Origin of the sequence: Massilia polaris, from assembly GCF_012927275.1 — a bacterium.
In the GTDB taxonomy this organism is placed as follows: Bacteria; Pseudomonadota; Gammaproteobacteria; order Burkholderiales; family Burkholderiaceae_D; genus Telluria_A; species Telluria_A polaris.
The window spans coordinates 777,649-795,022 of sequence record NZ_JABBGG010000001.1; the positions used below are offsets into that span (position 1 = coordinate 777,649).

A 17,374-nucleotide genomic window follows, 5' to 3' on the forward strand; every position below is an offset into this window, starting at 1 on the left:
CCCGGGTCAGGCGCGGTTGGCGAGGGTGTGCGGGCAGGGCGGCGGCTGGGTCAGCGAATCGTAAACGGCCAAGTAGCCGCGCGCCATCGCCGGAAGGCTGTGCTGGGCGATGACCTGGCTGCGCGCGCGCATGCCGTGACGCGCGCCCATTTCGGGAATCCGGCAGTAGTCGGCGATCGCCGCCGCCATCAGCTCCGGCGACTTGGGCGGCACCAGGATGCCGGTGAAGCCCGCGCGCACCAGTTCCGTATTGCCGCCGACTGCGGTGGCCACGACCGGCAGGCCGGTCGCCATCGCCTCGAGGATGGTGTTCGAACTGCCTTCCGCCAGCGACGGCAGGACGAACAGGTCCATCGCGCGCAGCAGTTGCGCGATGTCGCCGCGCTCGCCCGGCAGCCAGGCGCGGTGCGAGGCGCCGGCGCGTGTCAGCATGTCGATGCATTCGGCGCGCGCCGGGCCATCGCCCACGATCATCAGGCGCAGGCGCTGGTGTGCGGGATGGGGCGAGGCGATCAGCCGCAGGAAGGCCTCGACCAGTGTGACATGGTTCTTGAGGTCGACCATGCGCCCGACGCTGCCGATGACGAAGGCATTGTCCTGCATGAATCCGGCCGGGCCGATCGCAGCCGGCGGACCGAGGCGCGGGTGGAACTGGATGCTGTCGACGCCATTGGCGATCTGGGACACGCGTTCGGGTTGGGCGCCGACGCTGTCGATCAGCCAGTGTTCGAGGTCGGCGCTGACGGCGATGAAATGGCCGATCAAGGGCCGCAGACAGCGCCGCAGCAGCTGGTACTTGAGGCGTTTTCCAAACAGGTCGAACATGTCGCGCCCGTGCTCGCCGTGCACGCGCAGCTTGACTCCGGCCAGCGCGGCGACCAGCTGCCCTTCCAGGCCGCACAGGTTGCGGGTGTGGATCAGGTCGGGCTGCAGTGCGCGCAGGGCCTTGAACATGCGCAGGTAGTGGCCGAAGTCCTTGCCTTCGCGTTTGTTCAGGCTGATGATCTCGACGCCGCGCGTTTGCAGCTGCGACTCGAAGTCCGAGTAGTCCTTGAGGCAGACGATCGCGTGCCGGTAGCGGTCGGGCGGCATGTGCTTGATCAGGTTGATGAGGCCATTCTCAAAGCCGCCAGCATCGAGCTGGTGGATCAGGTGCACCACCAGCCTTGGCTGTTCAAGAAATACTGTCATGATCGACTCCGCACGGATTGGACGGCCGCTTCACTGCCGCTAAAGCCTGCCAGCGCGGCCGCGGCTGGCTTCGGAGCTCGTCGGCCGTCATCGCATGGCGGATGCGCTCAGTCGTAGTAACCATAATAGTCGCCCCCGGGGAAAGACCGTGCCTTGTTGCAGATAAGGCTGATATGGGGGCAGTGATCCAGCCGGCGCAGGGCCTCCTTGACGGCGCCCTGGGTGGTCGATTCGGCCTCGATCACCATTACCACCTGGCCCATTTGCGCGGCCAGCACGCTGGCCTCGGTGGTCAGGAGCAGCGGCGGTGAGTCAAAGATCACGATCCGGTCGGGGTAGCGGTTGCTGATCTCGACCAGCAGGGCGCTCATGGACTGGCTGGCCAGCAGCTCGGTCGCATGCTTGTTGTTGCGGCCCGCCGGCAGCAGGCTGAGGGTGTCGATGTTGGTCTTCAGGATGACGTCGGCCACGCTCAGTTTTTCGCTGAGAAGGAGATCCATCAGGCCCGGCGCCGCGGCCAGGCCGAGCACCTTCAGCACCGAAGGGCGCGCGACGTCGGCGTCGACCAGCAGCACGGTGTGGTCCTTCTCCATGGCGATGCTCATGGCGAGGTTGATCGCGCAATAGGTCTTGCCTTCGCCCGGCAGCGCGCTGGTGACGACGATCAGGTTGCGGTTGCTGCTTCCGCCGCCGGCGTGCAGCGCGTTGCGCAGCAGCGGGCGCTTGATGATGCGGAAGTCCTCCGCGGCGCTGGTGCGGCCGCCGTCGTGCGTGACCATGCCCATCTGGTGCAGGCGCGCCAGGTTGATGTCGACATAGCGGCGCGCATCGGCGCCGCCGTCCGGGGCGGCCAGCGCCGCGCCGTGGTCGTGCGTGTCCAGGGTATCCATGTGTGTCCTTCGCTGCGTGTCAGCTTCTCAGGAGTGCCGATGCCATCATCACGGCGTACACCGCGGCCAGTCCCGCGATCGACATGCCGAACAGGTGCTGGCCGCGGCGCCGTTTGACCTTCTCGGGTTCGGTCCAGTTCATCGAGACGGTGCCCAGCACGGGCAGTCCCGTAATCTCGCGCATCACGCCCGGTCCAAGGAAGGCAGGGCGGCTCTGGCTGATCAGGAGCGCGATGCCGGGTCCGGCGCCGAGCGCCATCAGGAACGCGACGGTGTAGAACAGCAGGCGGTTCGGGCCGATTGGGGCGATCGGCATGGTCGGCGGATCGATGATCTTGAACGACATCATCTCGGTGGTCGACGACAAGTCGCCCGACAGTTTGGCCGCCTCGCGCCGGCCGATCAGCTTTTCGTAGTTGTCCTTGTTGATCTCGTAATCGCGGTTCAGCTGCGCCAGCTGCGACTCGACCTCCGGCACCGCATTGCTCTGCGCGAGAAGGCGCGCATGGCGCGCGGTGTACTCGTTGACGCGCGCCGCCATCGCCGCGACCCGTCCATCGGCTTCAGTCAACGCGACCTTCAGCTGCTGCAGCATGGGGCTGTAGTTCCTGCCAGGGTCGCCATCGTTCATCTTCAGCTTGTTGTCTTCGATCTTGCGCGCCTCGAGCTGCGCAAGCAGGCGGCGGGCGGCGAGGATGTCGGGATGCTGCTCGGTGTACTGAAGGTGCAGCGCATCGAGGTTCTTGTTAACTGCGGCGATGCGGGTGTCGATTTCGGGATTTGGCAGCGATGCGGGACGCTGCTCGATGCCCGTTAAAAGCGCATCGCCGCTGACCTGGGCCTTGATGGCGGCGCGCGCCTGTTCGGCTTCCAGCAGTTCGAGCCTGGCGGCGCTCAGGTGATCGGCGGCGATCGCGAGCTGCGCGCCGTAGTCGACGCCCTGGCGCGGCAGCAGCGTGCTGTTGCGCAGCTTGAACTCCTTGACCATGTTCTCGGCCGCCACCAGGCGGTCTTCGTAGTTCTTGATCTGTTCATCGAGGAACTGGACCGCCTTCTGCGAGTCGCCGAGCTTGCCCTTGAAGCTGCCCTCGACGAAGATCGTCAGCAGCGACTGCACGACGTCGCGCACCAGCTTAGGATTCCTGTCCTGGTAGCTGATCGCGTAAATATCGTAGGCAGCGGTGCCGCCGATCTTAATCTTCGACATCAGCCTTTCGACCTGCTGCTCGTGCTCGCGCGCGGTGGTGGCGCGCACGTCCAGGTCGACCATGCGCATCACTCTTTCGACGTTCGGGCGGCTGAGCAGGGTGCGGCTCATGATGGCCACCTGCTGCTCGACGTTCGGCACACTGGTCATGTTCGACAGCAGCGGTTTGAGGATGGTCTGGGTGTCGACGAACACGCGGGCGGTGGTCTGGTACTCGTCCGGCATCGAATACGCCTTGATCCAGCCAGCCACGCCGACCAGCCAGGCGATGGCGACGGCGTGCCAGCGGTACTTCCAGATGCCTCGCACGCTCGACAGCAACTGGCTGATTATGTCCTCCATTCTGTCGATCTCCGTAGTCGTGCGACCGGAAGCGCATGCCTCGCTCCGCACATATTTTCGATTATATGGCGTGTGGGCAACCAAATTTTGCCTACCTCGGCCGCCGTTGATTCGAATCAAAACTGTCGAGCCTGGCAGAAAAAATGGGGCCGGCCAGTTGCGCGGCTGACCGGCAAATGCGCATTCCAGCTATTCCACTGCCTGCCTGCGGCGCCGGCCAATCGCGGTGATGCCGAGCAGGCCAATACCGAAGATGGCCAGGGTGGCCGGTTCCGGTACTGCCTGCGTCGCCTGCAACGCGTTGGCCAGCGTGTTGTGCTGGATGGTGATCTGATACGTGCTGGCGGTGCTGAGCATGCCGGTCGTCGAACTGAACGACATCTCGCCCGGGTTGTAGGTCGTGGTGCCGGGGAAGCCGTCGGTGCGGCTGACGTTGCTGAAGGCGTTCAGCTCGTTCGGCGCGTACGTAAACACCGTCATGCCGGTAGTCATGTCGATGATGTTGATGCTCCACGACAGCCGGGCATTGGCGTTGGTGGTCGGCGCGCCATCGGCCGATACGTAGGCCTGGGTGAATGGCGTGGCGTCGAAGGCGATCGTCATTGAATCGGCCGCACCGAGGGTGAAGCTGAAGGTGGTGGAAGTTCCGACATCCGAGTTACCGGATGCCATGCCGTTCATCGCCAGCGACGCATCGGCGCGGGTCGATGCCGTCGCACCGGCCGGGGTCGTGCCGATCGTGATCGAGCTGCCGGACAGGTTCTGGTCGGCATAGCCGAAGGTGCCTGGCACCGGAGGTGCGCCGCTGAATGGGGCGAAGTTATTCTCGGGCCGGGCTGGGTTTGGCGTGCCAACCGTCTGGTGCGCGACGTCCGGGTTGACGCCGCTCAAAATGCCAAACGACTGTGCGCCGTTCGCGAATACGCCGTTCAGCGAAGCGGTAGCGTGCGCATCGTTGGTTCCGGTCAGCATGCCAAAGTCGGTCACGCTGAACGGCGTACCCGACGAATGCAGCAAGCGGAAGTTATCGATGACGAGGATGGACTGGGCGAACGCATCGGCTCGCGCGCTGCCCATCCCACCGATGGCGATGCTGGCGGCCATGGCCGTCAGCAGCATGGTTTTGCGGACGATCTTCATGTCAATCTCCTGTTGGGGATGAAACTGGATTGCTGGGGCGACAACTTGCCGCCTTGCCATCTGTAATGCAGCTTCCGTGCCACACCGTTTTCCCCTATCAAATCAAGACCTTGACCTTCGTACCGTCGAGTTGACGAGCCTACCCGGACCGCGGTGGCAAAAAATCCGACGCTGTCCGCAGGATTGAACTTGCGCTATGGCTGCTCAGTTCGCGGGAACTATCTTATGCATGAGCATGTCAGACAGGCACAACTTTTCGTTCGCGCCGGCAACCGGTGGCGACGGTTCCTGTGGAGGACGACCAACCATGCTTAAAGATGAGCTGCCAATTGCTACATTCGTATGTCCGACCGGACTGCGCGACCTGTGTATCGGTGAACAAGGAACGGACGCAAGCCTGGACCACCCGCTGGATGTCCAGGTATTCCATATACGCCTTGCCAACTCGGCGGGCCGGCGCGAAGCGGCCAGCCTGCTGATCCGCAAGATGTACGGCTGGCGCGGCTACGCGGTCGCGACCGAAGAAGACCTCGAGCCGAACAAGATCACGCTGTACGCGGAAACGGGCGGGGTGGTGGTCGGCACCATGAGCCTGTGCCTCGACCGCGACACCAGCCTGCCAGCGGACGAGAACTTCCGCGACAAGCTCGACGCGCTGCGCAACCAGGGACGGCGCTTATGCGAACCGTCGCGGCTGGCAATCGACAAGGGCGTGACCAAGCGTGTGTTCGCGTCGTTGATCCACATCTCCTATATTTACGCGCGCAACATCCACGGTTTTACCGACTACATCATCGAAGTGAATCCACGCCACGTCATGTTTTACAAGCGCATGCTGGGTTTCCGCGATTTCGGCGGCGAACGGCCCTGCACGCGGGTCGGCGCGCCTGCCGTGCTGCTGCGGCTCGAGCTGGACTACATGGGCGAGCGGATCCGCCGCTGGGGCGGCTTGATGGAAGCGCATGGCGAGGAGCGCTCCTTCTACCCGTATTTCTTCCCGACCTGGGACGAGCCCGGCATCACCGCGCGCCTTGTGGGCGGGCGTAGCTAATGGAGGCCGCCATGACAGCCACAGACGAACCGGACCAAGGTGCCGGCACGGCCGCGATGGCGGGTGCGGAGCGCCGCGCGCTGCTGCTGCGCGAACTGCGCGATGTGGTGGGGGTCGAGCAGGTGCGCGACGACGACATCACGATAGAACGCTATGCGCGCAGCACGTCCTCGCGCAGTACGCGTGCACTGGCCGTGATCACGCCCGGCAGCGCCGATCAGGTCGCTGAACTGGTAAGAGTCGCCAGGCGCCACAAAGTACCCTTGTACCCGATCAGTACCGGGAAAAACTGGGGCTACGGCGACGCCTGCCCGGTCATGGACGGGCAGGTGATCGTCGAACTGTCGCGGATGAACCGTATCATCACCGTCGACCCGACGCTGGCGTATGCCGTGATCGAGCCGGGCGTGACGCAGCAGCAATTGTCGGACTACCTGATCGAGCACAAGCTCAACTTCTGGATCGACTGCACCGGCGCCGGACCCGACACCAGCTTCATGGGCAATATCCTGGAGCGCGGCTTCGGCCATTCCCCATACGGGAATCGCCTGCAGCATGTGGCCGGCATGCAGGTCGTGCTGGCGTCGGGTGAGGTGCTCAATACCGGCTTCGGCCACTATCCGAATGCCAAAGCGACCCATTTGTTCCCTTACGGCGTCGGTCCCTTCCTCGATGGCCTGTTCACCCAGTCGAATTTCGGCATCGTCACGCGCATCGGCCTCTGGCTGATGCCGAAAGCGGAATGCATCAACCATTTCTTCTGCACGGTGGACAGGCACGAAGACATCGGTCCCGTGGTCGACGCGTTGCGGCCGCTGCGCATGAACGGCACGCTGCGCAGCATCCTCCATATCGGCAACGACCTGCGCGTGATATCGGGCGGCGCCGTGTACCCGCGTGAGCGTGCCGGCAACGCCTTCCCTCTGCCGGAAGCGCTGCGCGCGGCAATGCGTGACGGGGCCGGGGTGGGCGCCTGGACGGTATCGGGCGCGATGTATGGCAGCACGCGGCAGGTCGCTGCCGCGCGGCACGCGCTGAAGCAGGCGCTGAAAGGCACGGCGGCGAAGACGACCGTCCTGACCGAAGGCAAGCTGCGCATGGCTGCGATGCTGGCGCGACTGTTTGGCGACAGCGCAGCGGGCAAACGCCTGCGCGCGAAAGTGGACCTTGGCGTATCCTTGTTCGCGATGAACCGGGGCGTCCCTAGCGGCAGGTTCCTGGCGGGAGCGTACTGGCGGCGGCGCGGTGGATTGCCAGCCGGATTTCCGAAGCAGGCCAATCCAGCGGCCGACAACTGCGGGTTGCTGTGGGTATCGCCGATCCTGCCGATGCGGGGCGAAGACCTGCTCGAGCTTCACCGCATGGTCGAGCCGGTCTTCAAGGAATATCGCTTCGACCTGTTCGTCACTTTCAGCATGATCAATGAACGCTCGCTCGGCGGCGTCATTACGGTCGCCTACGACAAGGACGACCAAGAAGAGGTGGCGCGGGCCATGGCTTGCTACCAGGCCGTGTTCGACCTGGTGATGGCGGCCGGCTACATTCCCTACCGCGTAGGCAACCAGTCGATGGCGCAGCTCGATCCGAACGCCGACGTGTTCTGGTCGACCGTGCGGCAGATCAAGGCCGCGCTCGATCCCGACGGCCTCATCTCTCCAGGCCGCTACGAGCCTTGGCGCCTGTAAAAATATCCGACACCGGCCTCAGAGCGTTGCAAGCAGCGCCCTGGCTTCGTCGCGGCGGGTGAAGTCCTTGGCCGAAAGAGCGCGCTCGAGCTCGCGGCGGGCCGATGCCTTATCGCCGGATTTCGCCAGCACCATGCCGTAGTGATAGCGGATTTCGGCGGCGTCCGGCGCGAGGGCGCTGGCCTTCTGCAAGAGCGGCAGCGCGCGTCCGAGGTTGCCGGTCTCGAGGTGGATCCAGCCAAGCGTGTCCATGATCGCGGGGCTGTTGGGCGCGAGCTTGTGCGCGCGCTCGGCGTGATGCAGCGCTTCCTTGCGGTTCATCCGCTGGTAGGCCCAGGCCAGGTCATTGAGCGCGATGACGTTGTCGGGATCGCTCTTGAGCACGGCGTGCAGATGCCCCGCGGCCGCTTCGTAATCCCTGGCCACCACCATGCTGCTGGCGTAGTACAGCCGCGTCGGGATGTCGTCGGGGCGATTCCGGAACCATTCGTTCATGCGCGCCTGCGCGTCGGCGGCTTTGCCATTTTTAATCAATGCGCCGTGAAGCTGGATCAGCAAGGCGCCGTTTTGTTGCAGGTCAAACGCGCGCTCGTACGCTTTCAGCGCTTCCGGGTGCTTGTTCTGCGTGCTCAGGACGTCGCCCTCCAGCTTATGCCCTCGCGCCGATTCCGGCCGCCGGTTCTGCACCGACCGCGCCAGGCTCAGGGCCTCGGCGAACTTTTTTTGGCCGATGTGGACGTTGAGGAGGTTCACCTGGGCGTCGGCCAGGTCGGGGTCGAGCGCCAGCGCCTTGTTGAGGGACGCGAGCGCGCCGGCTTCGTCCTTCAGTTTCATCTGCACGGTCGCGTAGCGTGCATGCAGTCCGGCATTGCGCGGCGCCATGGCGACCAGCCTGGCGTAGCCTTCCGCGGCAGCCGCGAAGTCTTCGTTCATGTAGGACACCTGCGCCAGCATCGCAAGCGCATCCGGGTTGGCCGGATGAGTGGCGACCAGCTTTTGCGCGAGCACCAGCGCTTTTTGCCTTTCGCTGGCGCGGGCATAGAAGTCGACCAGCCGCAGTGCGACGCGCAGGTTCGCGGGATTGTCCGCGCTGGCCCGTTCCAGCCACGTCATCGCTTCAGCACGCTTGCCTTCGGCCGCCGCCAGCCTTCCCAGCGCTTCCATCAATGCGGCGTCGCCTGGAGCCTTGGCGAGGGCGTTCCGGTAGCGTTTGCGGGCGTCGGCTGGGCGGCCTTCGAGCGTGTCGAGCTGCGCCAGGTTGTCGAGCGCCGGCAGGTAGGACGGATCGAGCTTGAGCGCCGCTTCGAAACTGGCACGCGCCGCACCGAGGTCATGCTTCGCGAGCCAGATGCCGCCCTTGAGATTCTGTACCAGCGGATTGTTGGCCTGGTTCTCCATGCGCTGGACGGTTGCCATCGCTTTATCCGGCGCTTTCGCGCGCAAGTAGCTCATGGCGAGCAGCATCCCGGCGCGGTCGCCGGCGTTATCCAGCGATGCGGCGCGCTCAAGTTCCGCGACAGCGCGGCCGTTGTCGCCATTGCCGAGGCGGCTCAACGCGACGCCGGTGCGCAGGCCCGGGGCGGCGGGCCGCAGCGCCGCGGCCTTTTCAAAGAATTCGGCAGCCTGGGTGAAGTGGCGGCCGCGCAGCTTGGCTTCGCCGGCGAGCGCGAGCAGCTCGACATCGTCGGGGTGGGCGAGGATCAGCGGGCGCAGCAGGACGAGCGCCTCGTCCGGTGCGTTGCGGCGCAAATGAAGCGCCGACATCAGCTTGGACGCGTACAGGTGGCGCGGATACGATTCGAGGAACTTTTGCAGGTACTGCTCCGCCTGCTGTGTGGAGCCGAGGGCCGACTGTATCGCGCCCGCCAGCAGCACGCTCGGCAGGTGGTCGGGGATTTCGCGCAGGATTTTCTGTACCGATTCGAGCGCCGCCTTGTGCTTGCCTTCGCGATAGTCCAGCATGGCTTGCGAATGGAATACGGCGATCGCTCCCGGCGCCGCTGTCCTGGCCTGGGCGATGGTCTCGCGTGCTTGCCTCAGGTTGCCGCTGTCGATGTGCAGGTTGCTCACGTCGACCAGCGCCTGCATGTTGGCGGGACGCAGCGCCAGGATGCCGCGGTACGCACTCATCGCTTCAGCCGGCTTGCCCGAGGCGCGATGCAGGTCGCCGCGCAGGCGCAGCGCATCGATGCTGGACGGGCTGGCCTTGAGCGCCTGGTCGAGGTACGCATGGGCCTGGGCGGTATCCTGCGCACCAATCGCCAGGCGCGCCATGCCAACCAGCGCGTCGGGCGAGGCCGGATTGAGTTTGAGCGCGTCGGCGAAGGCCTCGCGAGCCGCGTCCGGTTTGCCAAGGCCGAGCAGGGCGCTGCCGCGCAGGGCGAGGATCAGCGGCCGGCGCGCCGGTTCGGCGGCCGGCTGGATCTCGCCCAGCAGCCGGTCGTACTGCCCCTGCATCAGCATTGCCTTGCCGAGCAGGGGCGCGATCTGTCCGGCGTCGCCACCGAGCGCCATCGCGCGGCGCAGCTCTTTTTCCGCCGAGACCGCGTCGCCATCCTCGACGTACAGCTCGCCGAGCAGGATGCGGGCGGCACTGTTGGCGCCATCCTGCTGGATCACGATCTTAAGCTGGATCACGGCCGCGCGGCTCTCGCCCTGGTCGCGGTATTTCCGCGCCTCAGCGATCATCGCGCCGATCTCCTTGTCGCCACGGCATCCGACGGCGGAAATGCCGAGCGCTACGGCAAGCGCCGCGGCAACGGATCGGGACCACAAGGGTTGTTTTTGCTCGAACATGGCGCTCTCCGGTCAGGTCTACCGACTAGAGTAGAGAGTCCATGCAGCAACTTGTTGACCGCCATCAACGACACGCCAGACGTCGCGGGATCGGCTCAGGAAGGCGGCTTTTTACCAGTCAGGACGCGAACGACGCCGCGGAAGTCGACCGTGTGAAGCGACACGGGCCGGCGCCAGATGCGGCCCACGTATTCCATCACACGCTCGGCCTGTCCAAGCTCGAGGCCACGGCCATCGTGCAGGTAGTCGTGGCGAAGATCGAGGCTGCCGTCCGGTCCGACCTGGGCGATCGTGATCGCCGGCGAGCCGTAATTGAATTTTGGCGCCAGGATGGCTTCGCGGATCGCATGGATGTCGCGGCTGGAGATACGGGTTTCGCCGTCGCGCCGCCCTTCGTAGACGAACAGGTCGAGCTTGTCGGCGATTTCCTGGTCAAGATAGTTGCGGATGAATCCGAAATCGTCTTCTTCACGGCAAATCTGGCGCGCCTTCTCCATGCCGTGCTGGTCGATGATGTGTTCCCACAACGAGAAGCCCAGGTGGTAAGGGTTGAGCGACAGCGCCAGCTGCTGGCCGCTTGCGAACGGTCGCACCACGTCCGAGTGCGACTTGATCGCGGCCAGGTACAGCTCGTGCGGCAGGAAAGCCGCCTCGCGCAGCAGCCGCGCGTGCCAGTACGAGGCCCAGCCCTCATTCATGATCTGGCAGGCGTAAATCGGGTGGAAATAATACGCTTCCTCGCGCACCGCAAGGAAGATGTCGCGCTCCCAGTCCTCCAGTGCCGGCGCGTAGTTAGCGATGAACCATAGCAGGTCGGTCTCGGGCTGCGGGGGCAGGTGTGCGCGTTGCGGCGGTCCTTGCACCGCAGCGATGGATTCACCAGGCAGGCGCGTGAAGCGGTCGCGAAACAGGTCCGGCCCCGGTTCGGCGCGCGGCGCGACAAACTCCGGATAGCGCGGCCGGTGCAGTGGCTGGTCGACGTCGATATGCGTCTCCAGCGCGAGCGCGGCGTCGAGCACGGCCTCGACGCGCTCCTGTCCGTGCGCCTGCAGCGCCAGTTCGAGCCGGTGCGCCCTGGCGGCGCTCTGCTCCAGGATATGGCCGCCGGCCATCGCCATGAAGCGCGTGAACAGCTGATTGCTCTTGGCGAAGTCGGCGTGTCCGAGCACGTGCGCGGTGACCAGCGTATTTTCCGCGAGCGAGTTGTGGTCCTGCATGAAGGCGTGGCAGGGGTCGCCCGGAAACATCACCTCGAAGATGCGGGAGTGGCCCATGTGCTGGCGCACCAGCTGGTGGATGTAGCGCACGCCGAACGACCAGTGCCGCATGCGCACCGGCAGGCCATAGACGGCGATCTCGACCATGAAATTGGCGGGGACGAGGTCGCAATCGACCTGATAGAAGTCCAGCCCCAATTCCACCGCCAGCGCCTCGATGCGCTCGCTGTAGCCTGCCAGCTGCCGCTGGGCGTCGTTCATGCGAACGCCACCTTGCCGGCGCCGGATTCCTGCATGAAGAACTTGCGCAGCGCGCGCCAGACGTCGTCCGGATTCGACAAGACGCTGCTGCCGATCGGCACGCCGCGTCGTTCCAGCTCACTGCACAGGCGGCGCATCTCGGTTTCCAGCGAGCGCGATATGCCGGGAAGCGTCTCCACATAGCCAATGTAGTTGAGCGATCCGGCGAGTGCCGTCAGCGCTTCGGTCGCCGCGATGCGGTCCTCGGTGAAGTTTTCGCCATCCGATGCGTAGAACAGGTAGACGTTATGCTGCGCCGCGATGTACTCGCTGCGCACCAACTCCAGCGCCAGCTTGAAGGCGCTCGATGCGATGGTGCCGCCCATGCCTGTGACCTGAAAGAACTCGCTCTCCGAGAATTCCCAGGCGTGCGTGGTATGCGCGATGAACCTGGTTTCAACCTTGGCGTAGTTGCGGCGGATGCCTTGCAACGCGAAGAAGAAAAACGATTTCGCGAGCTTGCGTTCGAGCCGGGTCATGCTCGCGGACACATCGATGACGAACAGGATCACGGCGCTGGTGCTCGGCTTCGGGCGCGTCACCAGCTGGCGGAAGCGCAAGTCATCGTTGGTGAAGGGCACCGGGTTCTCCTGCACCGCACGGCGCTTGATGGCCTCCTTGATGGTGCGGCGGCGGTCAAGCCGCGAGCGCGCGCCGCGCTTGTCCCACCCTTCGCGCACCAGCTGCACCTCATCGATGCGGGCCGATGGCTTCGGTTTCAGGTCGGGCAGTTTCAGCTCTTCCCATACCCAGTCCATCAGGTCGTCGATCGAGAATTCGAGCAGCAGCCTGACGTCGCCGTCTTCCTGGCCGCCTTTGCCGTCGTCACCCTCAAAGGGCTCGGGCAGGGCATGCTGCAACACGTCGCCCGGCTGGCCTTCACCCTGGCCGGCGCCGTTCTGGCTGCGCCCGTCGGCGAGCTTGAAGCGCGCGTGCTCAAGCAGGCGCACCGGAATCCGCACCGTGCGCTCCTGCGGCCCGGTGATGAGGTCCGGGCCGGCGATCAGCTCGGGCAAGTGCTGCTGGACCGCGTCGCGCACCTTGTCGTTATGGCGCAGCCAGTCGCGCGCACCGCGCGAGAACAGGTCGTACCAGGCCGTGTTAATCGTTGCCGCCACTGTCCACCTCCAGGGAAGGGTGCTACTCCTGTGCCAGCAGGGTGGTCACGTAGTTCAGCGCCTCGCGCGCGCTGTGGCTGTCGTAACCGTATTCATCGACCAGGCGCTTCTCGACCGCCGATATCTTGGTGCGGATTTCTTCGTCGGGCCGTTTGGCGGAACTAACCAGCCTCAGCACGTCGCGGCGCTGCTCGAACAGGTACTGCTGGACCGCATCGTTCAGTTGCATGTGGCTTTCCAGCCCGAACCTGACGCCGCGCTTGTAGGCGCCCATCGCCTTGCGTACGACTTCCTGCCGGAACGACTGCTTCCCGGATTCCGAGATGTGGATTTTCTCCTCGACCGCGCGCAGGAAGCGCTCGTCCGGGCGCCTTTCCTCGCTGGTGATCGGGTCCTTGATCTGGCGGTTGTCGAGCATCGCTTCGACCTCGTCGAGGTACTTGTTCAGCAAGTCCTGCGCCTCCTGCTCGAACGACACGAACAAAGCCCTGTGCACGTCTTCCTTGACCCAGCGGTTGTAAAAATCCTTGCGCGTCAGCACCAGGTAATCGACCCACCGGCGCTTTTTCTTTGCGTCGATGCGGGCATCGCTCTCGATGCCGTCCTTCAGCGCCAGCAGCACGTCCATTGTCGACAGGCTCTGCTGGTTGGACTGGATAATGGCGTTGGACAGGGCGTTGATGACGAAACGCGGCGACACGCCGGCCAGCCCCTCCTCAGGCGCCTTCTCCTTCTCTTTGACACGGCGGACGTCCGTGCGGTTCACGCCGTCGACCTCCTCATCGGCGTGGATGCGGACTTTCCTGACCAGTTCCACCTCCTTGTCCTCACCGTCCTGGATGCGCGACAAAATGGCGAACACGGCAGCGGCATGCAGCACGTGCGGGTCGAGGTGGACATCGCGGAACGCTGGCGCGGCCGACGAAATGAGCTTCTTGTAGATCCGCGCTTCCTCCTTGTAGTTCAGGGTGTAGGGCACCTGGACGATCACCATGCGGTCGAGCAGCGCCTCGTTTTCGCTCTCCTGCAAGAACTTGCGGAACTCGGCCAGGTTGGTGTGCGCGAGGATGGTCTCGTCGAGGTAGATGAGCGGAAAGCGCGACACCTTGACGTTTTTCTCCTGCGTCAGCGTCAGCAGCAGATAAAGGAACTCGCGCTTGACCTTGAGGATTTCGATCATCTCGAGCACGCCGCGGCTGGCCGCGTACACGGCGCCCGACCATGACCACGCGCGCGGATCGCCCTCGTCGCCGTACTGCGCCACTTTCGACAGGTCCACCGAACCGACCAGGTCGGCCAGGTCCGCGGTGGTCGGGTCGTGCGGCGCGTAGGTGCCGATGCCGCTGCGGCCGGACTCCGAAATGAAAAAGCGCTCCACCGGCATCTGCATGAAGTCGCCGCCGAACTGGTCTTCCAGCCGCGCGCGGCAGTGCGGACAGACCTCGCCGGCGATGTCGATGCCGTAGGTATTGCGGCAGGAAGCGCGCATCGTGTGCGGCACCAGGTGCAGGGGAGACTCGTGCACCGGACAGCCGCCGATGGCGTACAGCGCGCCGTCATCGGTGTGGCTGTATTCCTCCAACCCGCGCTTGAGCAGGATGACCAGGCTCGATTTGCCGCCCGAGGGCGGCCCGAGCAGAAGCAGCAGGCGCCGCCCGACTTCCGATCCGGCTGCGGCGGCCTTGAAATAGTCGACCACGCGGACGATTGCCTCGTCGATGCCGAACAGGTCGTCGTCGAACAGCCTACAGCGGAATTTGCCTTCGCCGGCATCGACGCAGGTGCTGCGGATCATGTCCCACACATACTGGTGCGAACTGCGCCCGACCTGGTGCGGGGAGGCAGGCCAGACCTTTTCCATGAACTCCGAGAAGGTTCCCGACCAGTGGCCGGCCCGATGCTGCCTCGTGAACAGGGCCAGGCTGTCGAGAAAATTGCCTTGCTGGTCCGATTGCTGCGGCTCCAGCGCGTCGCCGGGTAATGTCACGTTTCCTCCGTCGTGAAATGGGTGTGGCAAGCGCTTGGCGTTCGCTGCCCGGAGCTCAAGTATCGGTCCCGGCACAATGTGGCGGATGACCGGCCTCAATGTGGAGGACCGAACCAATGTCGAGTTTTCATGCGGAAATGTGGCTCCAGCGGCGAATGGTGCGGCGAACGTTGGGCGGCGCACAGATGAAAGTTCGGGGCAGGATCAGGATAGAGGCTTGTCCAAGCTAAATCCGAAGGAGTGTTCATGTATCCAACCAATTCCGCCCATAACGTCAAAGAGCTATCCGACAAAATCAATTCGGTGCGCTTCGCGATGTTTACGACAAGCGACAAACATGGCCACCTCGTCGCCACGCCCATGACCAACCAGGAAATGGACAAGGAAGGCCACCTGTGGTTTTTCACGTCGATCAACACGGGCTTATGGGAAGACATCGCCGCCACGCCCGAAGTGAACGTCAGCTTTGCCGAGCCGAAGGATGGACTGTATGTGTCGGTCAGCGGGCGCGCCGAGCGGGTGGTTGAGCGCGCCAAGATCCACGAACTGTGGAACCCGTTCGTCGCGGCCTGGTTCCCGAACGGCCCTGACGACATCCACGTGGCGCTGGTGCGCGTGGTGCCGCACAGCGCCGAATTCTGGGACACCGCATCGAGCAGGATGGTGTCGCTGTTCGCAATGGCCAAGGCGGCCATCACCGGCGAACCGCCAAAGGTCGATCCCGCCGAACACGGCAAGATCGACCTGTAAGACCCAAGCGCAACCGCTTTGGAATTTGTCCCTGGATTACATATTCCCGACACTCTGCCGACACAACACCCATGGAAAGCGCCGGGCGAACGCCCGAGAATAGCGCCATCTTTCCAACTACGCATGCAGGGGTCATATGAATCGGCGCAGGAATATTCTTTCAACAGGGACTTTGATTGCAAGCGCGCTGCTGGCCGGCTGCGGCGGAGAAGCGATTTTCGTGGCCGATCCGGTAACCCGCATCGACGTTTTGGCAAGCCACGCGCGCGGCATGGAGAACATCGCCTTCCACAAAGGCAGCGCCTACATCGGCATGTCCAATTCCACTACCGAGGGAACGGCGGTGGTGCGCACCGGCCTGCCGGTGACGGCGGCATCGCAATGGAACACGGTCGCCCTCGGCAACTGCGGCCTTGGCGCATTCAACGACATGGCGCCGCAGCGCGCTCCGACCCTGCGCCCGCTGGGCGACACGCTGTGGATGTTCCAGCCCTGGTATGAAGCCCCCGGCGCGCAGGAACATGCGCTGTGCGCACTGAACCAGGCCGGCACCAGCTTCGCGCCGCAGGACCAGAGCCTGCGCGCCTGTTACGAGCAATGGTGCTACACGCTGTGGATGGACGAGTTGAAGATGGTTGGGACGCGCCTGTACAGCAACGCCGGCGCTGGCCCGAACCTGTTCGTCTCCGACAACAAGGCCGCCAGCTGGCGCGTGCTGCTGGGCCAGTTCGATTCGATGACCTGCTACCACCAGTCCTTCCACATCGTCGGCACGCGCCTGCTGGTGGGCGGCGAATGTCCGCTCGACGACGCTTTCATCCGGGCCTACCAGCTGAGTGCGGACGGTTCGCGCCTCGAATCGCAGGCCGAGCTGCCGGTCGACGTGCCGGACCTGGAAAACCGCAACATCCAGTTCATCGACTCAATTGATGGCACGCAACGCGTATTTGCGGGCGTGGAGGGCGGCTTGCTGCGCAGCGATGACGGCGGCCGGTCGTTCAAGTTCGTCATCAGGCACCCGATCGAGGGAGGCAACATGTATCCGTACGTGACGAGCTTCCTGTCGCTGAAAAACAAGCCGAACGTGATTGTGGTGGGAGGTTTCGACAAGGCCAACGCGCGGCCCTACCTGGCGTGGTCGGCCAATGGCGGCGACAACTGGACCAACCTTTCCGCGATGCTGCCCGGCTACAACCGCGGGGCGGGCGATACCGGTCTTTCCGGGCAAGTGACGTCGCTGGTCGAGGATCCGCAAGGGCGCATCCTGCTGACCCTGAACGAAGATGCAACGGCCAAGGGCAAGCTGATCCAGCTCACCCTCGGCAAGCCCTAGCGCGGCTGTGCCAGCGGCCCGGGACGGTGATGCTTACTTGGCGATGTCGAGCTGGATCACCGTGATGGCGCCGTTGGCGCGCTCGGCGGCGAAGTTGATCTTGTCGCCGGCTTTTACTTTCTCAAGCATCGCCGGGTCCTTGACGCGGAACACCATCGTCATCGGCGGCATGTCGAGGTTCGCCAGCGCGCCATGCTTGATGGTCATCTTGCCCGCTTCCTTGTCGACCTTCTTGACTTCGCCAGCGACCAGCGTCACCGGCGCGGCAGGCGCCGGCGTCGGCTGGGCCATCGCCATGCCGGCGATTGGAAGGGCCAGTGCGGCGGTGATAACGAATGTAGATAATTTCATCAGTATTCCTCTTCTA

At 64.4% G+C, this 17,374-nt stretch carries 13 protein-coding genes; 4 read left to right on the forward strand and 9 right to left on the reverse strand.

Annotated elements, in window-relative coordinates; translation table 11 throughout:
• Positions 1 to 6 precede the first annotated feature (6 nt).
• The 4 genes from HHL21_RS03645 to HHL21_RS03660 all read right to left on the reverse strand — a co-directional run bounded on the left by HHL21_RS03645 (position 7) and on the right by HHL21_RS03660 (position 4,770).
• Positions 7 to 1,191 (reverse strand): TIGR03088 family PEP-CTERM/XrtA system glycosyltransferase, encoded by a 1,185-nt coding sequence (locus tag HHL21_RS03645; RefSeq protein WP_169463846.1) that lies wholly within the window; start codon positions 1,189 to 1,191, stop codon positions 7 to 9.
• A gap of 107 nt (positions 1,192 to 1,298) precedes the next feature.
• On the reverse strand, positions 1,299 to 2,081 hold the full coding sequence (locus tag HHL21_RS03650) for an XrtA-associated tyrosine autokinase (RefSeq protein WP_169463847.1): 783 nt from the start codon (positions 2,079 to 2,081) through the stop codon (positions 1,299 to 1,301).
• 19 nt (positions 2,082 to 2,100) lie between these two features.
• Positions 2,101 to 3,630, reverse strand: coding sequence for an XrtA system polysaccharide chain length determinant (locus tag HHL21_RS03655; protein ID WP_169463848.1), 1,530 nt, complete (start codon positions 3,628 to 3,630; stop codon positions 2,101 to 2,103).
• A gap of 189 nt (positions 3,631 to 3,819) precedes the next feature.
• Positions 3,820 to 4,770 (reverse strand): EDSAP-1 family PEP-CTERM protein, encoded by a 951-nt coding sequence (locus HHL21_RS03660; RefSeq protein ID WP_169463849.1) that lies wholly within the window; start codon positions 4,768 to 4,770, stop codon positions 3,820 to 3,822.
• A gap of 307 nt (positions 4,771 to 5,077) precedes the next feature.
• Here HHL21_RS03660 and HHL21_RS03665 point away from each other — a divergent pair, with 307 nt between their 5' ends.
• Both HHL21_RS03665 and HHL21_RS03670 read left to right on the forward strand, forming a co-directional pair.
• Complete coding sequence (locus HHL21_RS03665; RefSeq protein ID WP_169463850.1) at positions 5,078 to 5,821, forward strand: N-acyl amino acid synthase FeeM domain-containing protein; 744 nt, start codon at positions 5,078 to 5,080, stop codon at positions 5,819 to 5,821.
• Positions 5,822 to 5,832: 11 nt separating this feature from the next.
• The gene (locus HHL21_RS03670) at positions 5,833 to 7,506 is read left to right on the forward strand and encodes an FAD-binding oxidoreductase (protein ID WP_229495922.1); all 1,674 of its coding nucleotides are present in this window, start codon (positions 5,833 to 5,835) and stop codon (positions 7,504 to 7,506) included.
• Between the two features lie 18 nt (positions 7,507 to 7,524).
• On the opposite strand, the gene prsT is transcribed toward HHL21_RS03670, so the two are convergent.
• The 4 genes from prsT to HHL21_RS03690 form a co-directional block, all read right to left on the reverse strand.
• Positions 7,525 to 10,302, reverse strand: coding sequence for an XrtA/PEP-CTERM system TPR-repeat protein PrsT (prsT, locus tag HHL21_RS03675; protein WP_169463851.1), 2,778 nt, complete (start codon positions 10,300 to 10,302; stop codon positions 7,525 to 7,527).
• A gap of 95 nt (positions 10,303 to 10,397) precedes the next feature.
• Positions 10,398 to 11,780 carry a SpoVR family protein gene (locus HHL21_RS03680; RefSeq protein WP_169463852.1) on the reverse strand — a complete coding sequence of 461 codons (1,383 nt, stop codon included), beginning with the start codon at positions 11,778 to 11,780 and terminating at the stop codon, positions 10,398 to 10,400.
• On the reverse strand, positions 11,777 to 12,937 hold the full coding sequence (locus HHL21_RS03685; RefSeq protein WP_370659657.1) for a DUF444 family protein: 1,161 nt from the start codon (positions 12,935 to 12,937) through the stop codon (positions 11,777 to 11,779). Before HHL21_RS03685 ends, HHL21_RS03680 begins: the two co-directional genes overlap by 4 nt.
• 22 nt (positions 12,938 to 12,959) lie before the next feature.
• Positions 12,960 to 14,924, reverse strand: coding sequence for a serine protein kinase (locus tag HHL21_RS03690; protein WP_370659658.1), 1,965 nt, complete (start codon positions 14,922 to 14,924; stop codon positions 12,960 to 12,962).
• Positions 14,925 to 15,170: 246 nt separating this feature from the next.
• On the opposite strand from HHL21_RS03690, the gene HHL21_RS03695 reads away from it, so the two are divergent.
• Together HHL21_RS03695 and HHL21_RS03700 are read left to right on the forward strand one after the other, a co-directional pair.
• Positions 15,171 to 15,674: a pyridoxamine 5'-phosphate oxidase family protein gene (locus tag HHL21_RS03695; RefSeq protein WP_169463853.1), complete on the forward strand. Its 504-nt coding sequence runs from the start codon at positions 15,171 to 15,173 to the stop codon at positions 15,672 to 15,674.
• Positions 15,675 to 15,846: 172 nt separating this feature from the next.
• Entirely contained in the window at positions 15,847 to 17,007 is a 1,161-nt protein-coding gene (locus HHL21_RS03700; RefSeq protein WP_169463854.1) for a beta propeller repeat protein, read from the forward strand.
• A gap of 33 nt (positions 17,008 to 17,040) precedes the next feature.
• Here HHL21_RS03700 and HHL21_RS03705 read toward each other — a convergent pair whose 3' ends face one another.
• The gene (locus tag HHL21_RS03705) at positions 17,041 to 17,304 is read right to left on the reverse strand and encodes a copper-binding protein (protein WP_229495986.1); all 264 of its coding nucleotides are present in this window, start codon (positions 17,302 to 17,304) and stop codon (positions 17,041 to 17,043) included.
• Positions 17,305 to 17,374 lie beyond the last annotated feature (70 nt).

Bases quoted from the DNA above. Each gene is read 5' to 3' on its own strand.
- HHL21_RS03650 (WP_169463847.1), bottom strand. From the start codon at position 2,081: ATGGATACCCTGGACACGCACGACCACGGCGCGGCGCTGGCCGCCCCG.
- HHL21_RS03660 (WP_169463849.1), bottom strand. From the start codon at position 4,770: ATGAAGATCGTCCGCAAAACCATGCTGCTGACGGCCATGGCCGCCAGC.
- HHL21_RS03695 (WP_169463853.1), top strand. From the start codon at position 15,171: ATGTATCCAACCAATTCCGCCCATAACGTCAAAGAGCTATCCGACAAA.
- HHL21_RS03645 (WP_169463846.1), bottom strand. From the start codon at position 1,191: ATGACAGTATTTCTTGAACAGCCAAGGCTGGTGGTGCACCTGATCCAC.
- prsT (WP_169463851.1), bottom strand. From the start codon at position 10,302: ATGTTCGAGCAAAAACAACCCTTGTGGTCCCGATCCGTTGCCGCGGCG.
- HHL21_RS03670 (WP_229495922.1), top strand. From the start codon at position 5,833: ATGACAGCCACAGACGAACCGGACCAAGGTGCCGGCACGGCCGCGATG.
- HHL21_RS03665 (WP_169463850.1), top strand. From the start codon at position 5,078: ATGCTTAAAGATGAGCTGCCAATTGCTACATTCGTATGTCCGACCGGA.
- HHL21_RS03655 (WP_169463848.1), bottom strand. From the start codon at position 3,630: ATGGAGGACATAATCAGCCAGTTGCTGTCGAGCGTGCGAGGCATCTGG.
- HHL21_RS03705 (WP_229495986.1), bottom strand. From the start codon at position 17,304: ATGGCGATGGCCCAGCCGACGCCGGCGCCTGCCGCGCCGGTGACGCTG.
- HHL21_RS03680 (WP_169463852.1), bottom strand. From the start codon at position 11,780: ATGAACGACGCCCAGCGGCAGCTGGCAGGCTACAGCGAGCGCATCGAG.